Below are 11,213 nucleotides of genomic sequence, written 5' to 3' on the forward strand. Positions count from 1 at the left end.
GGACCAGCTTCCTGCTTCGCGTCTACGCCTGGAAAGGATTGCTTGATGCCGAGACGGGCTGGGTCGGCAGCTTCCTGCGCCACGCGCATGTCGACCAGCTGCTGTTGCCGCTCGGCCTGATATCGGCGCCGGGGCAGTTCATGTACACCCCCTTCTCGCTGGTCCTGGGGATGGTCTACACCTACCTGCCGTTCATGGTGCTGCCCTTGTTCGGCACGCTGTCCAAGCTGGACCTGCGGCTGCTCGAGGCCGCCCAGGACCTCGGCGCCACGCCGTGGCAGGCCTTCTGGCGCGTCACCGTGCCGCTGTCCAGGTCCGGCATCGTGGCGGGTGCGATGCTGGTGTTCATCCCCTGCGTGGGCGAGTACGTGATCCCCGAGCTGCTGGGAGGCCCGGACACGCTCATGATCGGCCGCGTGCTTTGGGACGAGTTCTTCTCGAACAACGACTGGCCGATGGCGTCCAGCGTGGCCGTGACGATGGTGCTGCTGATCATCGTGCCGCTGGCCGTCTTCGGCAGCAACCAGGCGAAGGCGGCGGGCCGATGATCGCCACGCCCACCGGACGCTGGACCAGCCGCCTGTGGCTGACGCTCGGCTTCGGCTTCCTCTACCTGCCGATCGTCGCGCTGATCGTCTTCAGCTTCACCGACTCGCCGGTTCCGAACATCTGGGCCGGCTTCAGCCTGCGCTGGTATCGCAAGCTGATGGCCGACGATGCCATCCGCGACGGGCTATTCCTATCGCTGAAGGTCGCGGCCTCGACCGCCACGGCGGCGATCGTGCTGGGCACTCTCGCGGCCTTCGCCCTGCAGCGCTTCTCGCGCTTCAGGGGGCGGACCCTGTTCGCCGGCATGGTCAGCGCGCCGCTGGTGATGCCCGAGGTGATCGTCGGCCTGTCGCTGCTGCTGATGCTGGTGTCGGTCCAGCGCCTGTTCGGCTTCCCCGAGCGCGGCCTGGTCACGATCTGGCTCGGCCACCTGCTGGTGGGCATGGCCTATGCCACGGTCGTCATCGGCGCCCGCCTGCGCGACCTCAATCCGCAGCACGAGGAAGCTGCCCAGGACCTCGGGGCCCGACCCGCGCAGGTCTTCTTCCTGATCACGCTGCCGATGATCGCCCAGTCCCTGGTGGCCGCCTGGCTGCTGACCTTCACGCTGTCGCTGGACGACGTGGTGATGTCCGCCTTCCTCTCGGGCCCGGGCTCCACGACGCTGCCGCTGGTGATCTTCTCGCGGGCCCGGCTCGGCCTGGATCCCACGGTGAACGCATTGGCCACCGTGGTCATCGCGGTCGTCGCGGTGTTCGTCGTGGCTTCGAGCTACCTGATCGCCGTGCGCGAACGCCGGCTCTACAAGGAACAGCAGGCGGCCCTCCGGGGCGGCGACACGGCCCGCGGAAGCTGAGCCGCCGGCGTGCTGCAGTGCAGCACGAAAAACCAATCTTTAGGCGGGCGGCCGCGCGCGCCCTCCCTGATCGAATGCCTCCACCGCCGCACACAGGCGGAGGAGACACAGATGATTGAACTGGAGGGCCGCAAGGCCCTGATTTCCGGCGCGGCGCAGGGGCTTGGCCTTGCGATCGCCCAGCTGTTCGTCGAGCGCGGCGCCCAGGTGATGCTGGCCGACATCGACGAGGCCGGCGCCGCCAAGGCCGCCGACGCGCTCGGCCCGCAGGCCCGCTCTGTGCGTTGCGACGTGACACAGGCAGCCGACTGGGCGCGCACCGTCGAGGCCACCCTCGCCGCCTTCGGCGGCTGCGACACGCTGGTCAACAACGCCGGCATCGAGATCGTCAAGCCGCTGTTCGACCAGACCGAGGAAGAGATCGGCCGGCTCATGAACATCAACGTGATGGGCGTATTCCTCGGCATGAAGCACTCGCTCGGCGCCCTCGCCGCTTCGGGCAAGGGCTCGGTGGTCAACATCTCGTCGCTGGCGGGGACCAACGGCGTGCCCTTGTTCGGCTCCTACGCGGCGTCGAAGTCGGCCGTGATCCAGCTCACGCGCACCGCCGCGGCGGAACTGCGCCCCGCCGGCATCCGGGTCAACGCGGTGTGCCCGGGCTTCGTCGGCACCGCCATGGTCGAGCGGCTGATCCCGACGGTCGAGGCGATCGTCGGGGTGCCGTTCAGCGCCCTCGTCGCGGCCAAGCAGCTGCGCCTCGGCACCCCCCTGGAGGTGGCCGAGATGACCGCCTTCCTCGCCTCCGACGCCGCCAGCTGGACCACCGGCTCCCACTACATCCTGGACGGCGGCCTGTCTGCCGGATTGCTATGAGCAAGTTACTCCTGCAGGACAAGGTCGCCATCGTCACCGGCGCCGGGCGCGGCCTGGGCGAAGCTGTGGCGCGGGCCTACGCGGCCGAAGGCGCGAAGGTCATCGTGTCGGACATCGACGCCGCCGCGGCGCAGAAGGTTGCCGCCTCGTTGACCGGCGCCACCGCGGTCGGCTGCGACGTGCGCGTGCCGGCCCAGGTCGAAGCCTTGGTGGCAGCCGCCGTGAAGCAGCACGGCCGGCTCGACATCATGGTGCCCAACGCCGGGGTCGCGCGGGTGGCACCGCTCGCGAGCACCAGCTACGAACAATGGCGCGAGGTCACGTCGGTCAACCTCGACGGCGTCTTCCTGTGCATCCGCTACGCAGCGCCGGCCATGATGGCGGCCGGCAGCGGCACCATCATCACCATGGCCTCAGTCACGGCCAAGGCGGCCTGCGCGCTGATCGGCAGCTACGCGGCGGCCAAGGCCGGCGTGGTGTCGCTGACCCAGACGGCGGCGGTCGAGCTGCGCGGCCACAACATCCGCGTCAATGCAATCTTGCCGGGCTTCATCGGCACCGAGCTGGTCGCCAGCCACAAGCATGAATTCGAGCAGCAGCTCGGCATCCCCGACTTCGACGCGGTGATCGCCCAGCGCCAGGGCCGCTACGGCACGCCCGAGGAAGTGGCGCATCTCGCGGTTTTCCTGGCCTCGGGCCGGTCCAGCTTCTCCAACGGCAGCGCCTACGTCCTCGACGGCGGCGTGAGCTCGTCGCTTCTTTGAATCGGCCACATCCCGGGAGTCATCGATGAGCAACCCCAAGAAACCCGTCGTCGTCTATGGCGCCAGCGGCTACACCGGCCGGCTGGTGTGCGAGTACCTGCGCGAGTACGGCATCCCCTTCTTCGCGGCCGGGCGCAGCGCGGACAAGCTGCATGCCGCCATGAAGTCGAACGTGGCCGGCATCGAGACCGCGGACTACGAGGTGGTCGAAGTGCAGCACACCACCGAGGCACTGACCGCGCTCTTCCGCGGCGCCTCGGTGGTCCTCAACACCGTCGGCCCGTTCGCGAAGTTCGGCCCTGAAGTGGTCCAGGCCTGCCTGGCCGCCGGATGCCACTACACCGACACCACCGGCGAGCAGGACTGGCTGATCACGCTCGACGCGCAGTACGGCGAGAAGTTCGCGGCCGCCGGGCTGCTGCTGTCGCCCGGCCTGGCGCAGATGTACACCACCGGCGAGATCGCGGCCCAGCTGTGCCTCGAGACGCCGGGCCTCGACACGCTGGACATCGCCGTGTTCTGGGGCGGCAGCCCGACGATCGCCTCGACCCAGACGATCCTGGTCAACGCGGCAACCTCCAAGGCCTTCCACCTGCAGCAGAACCGCTACGTCGAGTGGCAGCCCGACGCCGGCCTCTACAGCCTCGCGATCCCCGGCCAGCACGAAATGGCGCTTGCCCTGCCGTGGGGCGGCACCTCGCATCCCGTGTGGTTCCGTAAGGATCCGCGCGTGGCCAACGTCAAGGTGCTCGGCGGCGTGTTCAACAAGCCGCTGATGCTCGGGGTGCCGAAGATCGTCGAGGCGGCCCTGAAAGCCACCGAGGGCATGAATGCGGAAGACCGCTACGCGGCGCTGGCACAAACCGCCGCCGGCGTCATGAACACCATGCCGCCGCGCGAGAACCCGCGGCTCAACAAGTCGGTCGATTCGGTGCACGCTTCGGGGCCGCTGGGGCGCGCACACTGCACGATCTTCGGCAACTGCAACTACAAGCAGACCGGCATGCTGCAGGCCTACGCCGCGCGTTCGCTGCTGCAGCAGGCGCCGAAGCGGGTCGGCTTCGCCTCCGGCTGCCAGGCTTTCGGCCACCATGAACTGCTGGGCCAGTTGCGCAGCTTCGGCCTGGTGGCGAAGCCCGAACTCACGGTCCACGCCTGAAGCGGCCGGCACGCATGACACCGGCGCATCCACCGCTGCGGGACCTGGCCGACATCGAGGCGATCGAGGCCCTGCCGATCGCCGCCCGGCTCGCGCAGCCGGTGTCGAGCCATGCCGCGCTGCTTCGGCAGGCCGCCGCCACGCCGCAGGCGCCGGCCCTCACTTTCGTGCTGACGGGCGACCCGGCCGACGGCGAAACGCGCTTCGACTACGCGGGGCTGGCCACCCACGTCACGCAGGCGGCCAACGCCTTCATCGGCCTGGGCGTGGGCCGGCGCGACGTCGTGTCCTATTTGCTGCCGAACCTGCCCGAGACCCACTTCACCCTCTGGGGTGCCGAGGCCGCGGGCATCGTGAATCCGGTCAATCCCTTTCTCGAGGTCGACCACATGGTCGGCATCCTCAACGCCGCAGGCACCGTGGTGCTGGTCGCGCAGGGCCGGCAGGATCAGCCCGGCATTTGGGAAAAGGTCGAAGCGCTGCGCGACCGGGTGCCGACCCTGCGCGCCGTGGTGCGCGTCGGCGGCAGCGGCCTCTGCCCGCCCTGGGCGCTCGACTTCGAGGCCCTGCTCGCGGGCCAGCCCGGCGATGCGCTGCATGGCGCCTCGCCGCCGCAAGCCGACGACGTGGCCTCGTACTTCCATACCGGCGGCACCACGGGCACGCCCAAGCTGGCGCGCCGCACGCACTTCAACGAAGCCGCCAATGCCTGGGGCGTGGCCGCGGTCGTCGCCATGGGGCCGCAGGACACGCTGCTGTGCGGCCTGCCGCTGTTCCACTCGAACGCGATGATGGTCACCGGCCTCGCGCCCTTCAGCGCGGGCGCGCATGTGGTGATGCTGTCGACCGCCGGCTACCGCGATCCGCGCACCCTGGCCGCCTTCTGGCGCTCGGTGCAGCGCTACCGCGCAACCCTGTTCAGCGCCGTGCCGACAGTGCTCTCGGCACTGCTCAATGTGCCGCGCGAGGGCGCCGACCTGCGCTCGCTGCGCTTCGCGATCTGCGGCGCGGCGCCGCTCTCGCCCGAACTATTCCAGCGCTTCGAGGCCGCCACCGGACTCAAGCTGCTCGAAGGCTACGGCATGACCGAGGCCACCTGCGTCAGCGCGATCAATCCGCGCGACGGCCGGCGCGCCATCGGCTCGATCGGCCTGCGCCTGCCCTACCAGGAGATGAAGGTGGCGCAGCTCGCCGCCGACGGCACGCTGCAGCGCGACGCCGCGGTCGACGAGATCGGCACCCTCCTCCTGCGCGGGCCCTACGTCTTCTCGGGCTACGTGAAGGACAGCGACAACCGCGGCATCTGCCTGGCCGACGGCTGGCTCAACACTGGCGACCTCGGCCGGCAGGACGCGCAGGGCTACTTCTGGCTGACGGGGCGCGCCAAGGACCTGATCATCCGCGGCGGCCACAACATCGATCCGGCGATGATCGAAGAGGGCCTGATGCGGCACCCGGCGGTGGAACTGGCGGCCGCGGTCGGCAAGCCCGACGGCCATGCGGGGGAACTCCCGATGGCCTACGTCACCCTGCGCAAGGACACGGTGTGCAGCGCCGCCGAACTGCTGGCCCATGCGCGCGCCACCATCACCGAGCGCGCGGCCGTGCCTGTCGACGTGGTGGTGCTCGACACGATGCCGCTCACGGCGGTCAACAAGATCTACAAGCCGAAGCTGCGCGAACTGGCAATCGCCCGTGCCTTGACCGAGACGCTGGAGAAGGTCTGCGGCCCGGCCGCCGTCGTGGCGATCGAGGTGCTGCCCCATGCCCGGCATGGGCTCGAGGCGCACATCGTGGCGGCCGCACCGGCCGGACCGCAACGCGAGGCGCTGATGCAGCAGGCGGAAGCCGAACTCGGCCGCCTGCCCGTGCACTGGACCATCGACTGGCGACCTGTCGCCTGACGGGTGCGCAGTGCCGCTCTCTCAGGCACACTGAGGCGCACACACGACGAGTGGAGACATCCAGGCATGGCGCAGCAGCACAGGCAGCAGGCTCGCGGGACCGGCTTGGCCGAGGCATCGGCCGCGGTGCTGGTCGAGGCCAAGCTCGCGCCGCCGCAGTTGTCCCTGAGCCTGCTGGCGCGCTCGCAGCTGTCGGCGCTGCTGCACGCTGGCCTGACCCGGCGCCTGATCAGCGTGATGGCGCCGGCCGGCTACGGCAAGACCACCGCGCTGGCGCAGTTCGTCGCCCAGGTGGAGCCGCACGGCATCACCACCGCCTGGCTCAGCCTCGACGCAGAGGACAATGATCCACTGCGCTTCATGCGATACCTGGCCGCGGCGCTGCACCATGCCGACGCCCGGCTCGGCCGCAACACGCTGGCCCAGGCCGACGGCGGCAACATGGCCTCGATCGATGCGCTGGTCGCCTCGCTGCTGCACGACCTGCTCGGATACGACCGGCGGCTGCTGCTGGTGCTGGACGACTTCCATCTGGTGCAGCACGAAGGCGTGCACCGCAAGCTCGAATGGCTGGTCGCGCACCTGCCGCCGAGCATCGGCCTGGTGATCGCGAGCCGCACGCGGCTGCCGCTGTCGGTAAGCCAGGTGCGGCTGCGCGGCGAGTTGCTCGAGCTCGAAGCTGCGCATTTCGGGCTGGGCCTCGACGAGGTGGCCGATTTCGTCGGCCGCGTGAGCGGTGCGCCGCTCGATCGGGCCCAGGTCGAAACCCTGCACGATCTGACCGAAGGCTGGATCGCCGGCCTTCAGCTCGCCTCCCTGGCCCTGCGCGAGAGCGGCGACCGCAGCGCCTTCCTCGCCGACTTCTCCGGCACCGACCGCGACATCACCGACTACCTGGGCGAGCAGGTACTCGACAGCCTGCGGCCGGAGCTGCGGGCGTTCCTTCTCGGCACGGCCGGACTCGAGCGCTTCTGCGCCGAACTCTGCGACGAGGTGCTGGAACGCGAGGACAGCCGCGCGATGCTGGCGGAAGTGCAGAGCCGCAACCTGTTCCTCTCGGGCCTGGACCGCTCGCGCACCTGGTTTCGCTACCACCACCTGTTCGCCGACTACCTGCGCGGCCGAGCGCGGGAACTGCCGGGCGACACGGTGCGGGCGATCCACCTGCGCGCGAGCGACTGGTTCCACCGGCACCGGCTGCCGCACGAGGCCGTGCGTCACGCGTTCGAAGCCAACGACCTGGAGCGCGCGGCCGATCTCGTCGCCTCGTTCTCGGGCGAGTTGGTGCAGCACCGCGGCGAACATGCCACGCTCCTAGGCTGGCTCACGCGGCTGCCGCAGGCGCTGGTGCATGCGCGGCCGAAGATCCGGACCGGCCACGCCTGGTCGCTGGTGCTCACGCGCCGCTATCCGGAGGCCGACCAGGAGTTGCGCGCCCTCGAAGCCGCCTGCGCGGAAAGCGGCGACGATGCGCTGCGCCGCATCGTCGAGATGATCCGCTGCGTCTACTGGGCCCACACCGGCGAGCTGCTGCTGGCCAAGACACGCAGCGAGGCCTGGCTCCAGACCTGGCCGCAGGCAGATGCCTTCCTGACCGGTGTGGTGGCGAACGTCCTGGCCAGCGGGTGCTGCGCCACCGAAGCGTTCGAGCAGGGCCTGCGCGCATTGGCCATCGCGCGGCGCGCGCTCGAGGAAAGCCGGGCCGACTACGGGTTGGCCTGGGCCTCCGCGCTGGCGATGATGATCGCGATGCGGCGTGGCGACCAGCACGAGGCGATGGCCCAGGCCAAGGCCGGCATCGCGACCGTCGAGCGCAGCCTCGGCGTGGCGTCGTACGCCGGCTCGATGCTAACGCTGCTCGCCGCCGAGGTCTGCTACGAGCAGAACGACCTGCCGCAGGCGCAGCGCTTCGTCGACCAGGGCCTGCCCTTCATCGACGAGCACGGCCTGGTCGAGATGACCACGGCCGGCTACCTCACGCGGGCCCGCCTGCTGCGCCTGCGCGGCGATGCCGCGGCGGCCGACGCCTGCCTGCTGGAAGGCGAATCGCTGGGCCATCGGCTCAAGCTGCCGCGCCTGGTGCGGATCCTCGCGGCCGAGCGCTGCACGCTGCGGCTGCAGACCGGGGCGCCGGACGATGCGCTGAAGCTCGCGCAGTCCTATGGCTTCGTGGGCCACGGCGGYGGCAGCCCGGTGGCCGCCGAGCTGATCGAGGAAGACAGCGTGTGCCTGCTGAGCCTGCGGCTGCGCCTGTCGGCGCACAACGCCGGCACCGCCGTGCTCGGCGCCCTCAACGATGCGCTGCGGCGCGCCCAGCGCGACGGCCACCAGGCCCAGCTGGCTCGGCTGCTGGCGCTCAAGGCCATGCACCAGCACCGCGCGCTCGACCGCGCCCAGGCCTTGCGCACCCTCGACGAAGCGCTGGCGCTGGCCGCTCGCTGCGGCCTGCTGCGCAGCCTGCTCGACGGCGACGCATTGCTGCTCGACATGGCGGAGGCGATCCATGCGGGCCGCGGCGAACTGCAGCCGACCGGCTATCTGMAGCAACTGCTGCAGGCGGCCGGCCGCAGTACGCCGGCGGCACCACGCGTGGCCGCCGAACGCGGCGACACCGAGGAACTGACCGATCGCGAGCTGAAGATCCTCCGCTTGCTGAAGGCCGGCCTCGGCAACCGCGAGCTGGCGAAGAGCCTGTTCCTGTCGGAGGCGACGGTGAAATGGCACCTGCACAACATCTTCGCCAAGCTCGGCGTGAAGAACCGCACCAGCGCACTCGCGCGGGCGCAGGAAATCTCGCTGCTGTAGCGCCCGCACCGACGGCGCGGCCGTCCCTCCCTCCCTGCTACGTAATTTCCCTCACGGGCGCGTCAGATTCCGCTCAGCGACGGGGACAGAACATGGGGTCCCCGCTGATCCGGCATGGACAAACGGAATTGCGGGTGCCTGGCCACAACGTCGTCTTCAGCCTATGAATAGAAATCTTGTCAGAGGTGTATTCCTCATCGCGATCTCGCTCGCCTTCGGCCTGCAGTCGCTGCGTTACCCGATCGGCGATTTCAGCCGCGCGGGGCCCGGATTGTTTCCCGCCGTGGTGAGCGCGATGCTGCTCCTGATCGGCGGGATCACCGTGATCCGGGCGTTCTTCGTCGAGCGCGTGCACCTGAACCTGAACTTCAGGAACATCGCGATCATCATGACGAGCCTCTGCGGGCTGGCGCTGATCTCCACCTACGTGAACATGATCGCGGGCATCGTCTTCATGGTGTTCTGCTCCACCTTGGCGGGGAGCTCCTATTCGTGGGTGCGCAACGTCAAGATCTCCGCCGGCCTGGTCACGATGGCCCTGGTCCTTCAAAAACTCCTTGGCTTGAACCTGCCCCTCTACTGATGGACGTCCTGAACAACCTGGCGTTTGGCTTTTCGCACGCCCTGTCCCTCCAGAACCTGATGTACTGCGCCATCGGCTGCACGGTCGGCACGCTGGTCGGCCTGCTGCCCGGCCTCGGCCCCCTGGCCACCATCAGCCTGCTGCTGCCGCTGACCTATTCCATTCCCACGACGGGCGCGCTCATCATGCTGGCCGGCATCTACTACGGCGCCCAATACGGGGATAGCGTGAGCGCCATCACGATGAAGATCCCGCACGCCAGCAGCATCGTGGCCTGCATCGACGGCTACCAGATGACGCTCAAGGGCAAGACCGGGCTGGCGCTGTTCACCGCGGGCGTCTCCAGCTTCATCGGCGGCACCGTCGCCATCCTGGTACTGGCGTTCCTGGCGCCGACGCTCGGCGAAGTGGCCTTCCTGTTCGGTCCGGCCGACTACTGCGCCATGATGATGGTGGGCTTCGTGTGCGTGAGCTTCGTCACCACGGGCAGCCTGCTCAACGGGCTGGCCATGTGCATGATCGGTGTGCTGCTGGGCACCGTCGGCACCGACGTGAACAGCGGCACGGCGCGCTTCACCATGGACCTGCCTTTCCTGATCGACGGCATCGGCATCGTGAGCATTGCACTGGGCTGCTTCGGCATTGCCGAGATCACGAAGAATCTCGATTCCAAGGAGGAGCGATCGCCCTTCAACGGCAAGATCAACCTGATCCCGACCTGGGCGGAGTTCAAGCGGATCATTCCCAGTGCCCTGCGCGGCAGCGTGATCGGCTCCTTCCTGGGCATCCTGCCCGGCGGGGGGCCCACTATTGCCCAGTTCGCCGCCTATGCGCTGGACAAGAAGGTCAGCAAGTACAAGCACGAGATCGGCACCGGCTGCATCGAGGGAGTGGCGGGTCAGGCCGCGGCCGACGAAGCGGCCGCCCGCACCAGCTTCATCCCGCTGATGAGCATCGGCATCCCCGAGAACGCGGTGATGGCGCTGATGCTCGCCGCCTTCATCATCAAGGGCATCCAGCCGGGGCCGAACATGATCGCCAGTCACCCGGAGCTCTTCTGGGGCCTGGTGGCCAGCATGTGGGTGGGCAACGTCTTCCTGCTGGTGCTCAACGTGCCGCTGGTGCGCTACTGGCTGTCGGTGTTCAAGATTCCCTACAGCGTGCTGTTCCCGTCGATTCTGTTCTTCTGCTGCATCGGGACCTACAGCGTGAACAACAACCTGGAGGACCTCTACATCACGGCGGCCTTCGGCCTGATGGGCTACATGTTCATGCGACTCGAGATGGACGCCGCCCCGCTGATGCTGGGCTTCATCCTCGGCCCCATGCTGGAAGAGAATTTCCGCCGCGCGCTGCTGCTGAGCCGCGGCAGCTTCGGCAMCTTCTTCACGCGGCCCATCAGCGGCACCCTGATGGCCCTGATCGGCTTCTTCGTGGCATGGCAGTTGATGGCGTTCTTTTTCCAGATGCGCAGGAAGAATGCGCTTCGGCGCCAGGCGGCGTAGCGTCTCAAAGGGGTCGCTTCTCGACAGCCGCCGCACGGTCCTCGGCGCCATGGCCAACGCGCCTGCGGACGGCGCGGGTCAGGCGGCCCGGTAGGGCGGGAGCTTCTCCTTGCCGGAAATGAACTGGCTGTCGATGAAATAGAGTCCGGTGAAATTCGGCAGGCAGCGCTCGGGATGTCCAGCCAGGTACAAGGACCGCTCGGGCACTGCCCACT

9 protein-coding genes are annotated in these 11,213 nt (G+C 68.9%); all 9 read left to right on the forward strand.

All coding sequences use genetic code 11. From position 1 onward, the window contains the following. A partial coding sequence (locus AC1DY5_RS26090) for an ABC transporter permease (protein ID WP_478116081.1) occupies positions 1 to 548 on the forward strand: 548 nt, incomplete at its 5' end. Then, positions 545 to 1,405: an ABC transporter permease subunit gene (locus AC1DY5_RS26095; RefSeq protein ID WP_478116082.1), complete on the forward strand. Its 861-nt coding sequence runs from the start codon at positions 545 to 547 to the stop codon at positions 1,403 to 1,405. The genes AC1DY5_RS26090 and AC1DY5_RS26095, both read left to right, overlap by 4 nt. A 111-nt stretch (positions 1,406 to 1,516) precedes the next feature. After that, a complete protein-coding gene (locus AC1DY5_RS26100; protein ID WP_478116084.1) occupies positions 1,517 to 2,278 on the forward strand; it encodes an SDR family NAD(P)-dependent oxidoreductase in 762 nt (253 codons plus the stop codon). Continuing rightward, positions 2,275 to 3,042, forward strand: coding sequence for an SDR family NAD(P)-dependent oxidoreductase (locus tag AC1DY5_RS26105; protein WP_478116086.1), 768 nt, complete (start codon positions 2,275 to 2,277; stop codon positions 3,040 to 3,042). The genes AC1DY5_RS26100 and AC1DY5_RS26105 overlap by 4 nt, the downstream gene beginning before the upstream one ends. A gap of 25 nt (positions 3,043 to 3,067) precedes the next feature. After that, positions 3,068 to 4,201 (forward strand): DUF5938 domain-containing protein, encoded by a 1,134-nt coding sequence (locus AC1DY5_RS26110; RefSeq protein WP_478116088.1) that lies wholly within the window; start codon positions 3,068 to 3,070, stop codon positions 4,199 to 4,201. 14 nt (positions 4,202 to 4,215) lie between these two features. Beyond that, positions 4,216 to 6,105 (forward strand): acyl-CoA synthetase, encoded by a 1,890-nt coding sequence (locus AC1DY5_RS26115; protein WP_478116090.1) that lies wholly within the window; start codon positions 4,216 to 4,218, stop codon positions 6,103 to 6,105. A 66-nt stretch (positions 6,106 to 6,171) separates the two neighbouring features. Continuing rightward, positions 6,172 to 8,910 (forward strand): helix-turn-helix transcriptional regulator, encoded by a 2,739-nt coding sequence (locus AC1DY5_RS26120; RefSeq protein WP_478116092.1) that lies wholly within the window; start codon positions 6,172 to 6,174, stop codon positions 8,908 to 8,910. Between the two features lie 163 nt (positions 8,911 to 9,073). Continuing rightward, positions 9,074 to 9,493, forward strand: coding sequence for a tripartite tricarboxylate transporter TctB family protein (locus AC1DY5_RS26125; RefSeq protein ID WP_478116093.1), 420 nt, complete (start codon positions 9,074 to 9,076; stop codon positions 9,491 to 9,493). Then, entirely contained in the window at positions 9,493 to 10,998 is a 1,506-nt protein-coding gene (locus tag AC1DY5_RS26130; protein ID WP_478116095.1) for a tripartite tricarboxylate transporter permease, read from the forward strand. Before AC1DY5_RS26125 ends, AC1DY5_RS26130 begins: the two co-directional genes overlap by 1 nt. The last annotated feature ends 215 nt before the right edge of the window (positions 10,999 to 11,213 follow it).

The organism is Variovorax sp. P4_D9 (genome assembly GCF_056401695.1).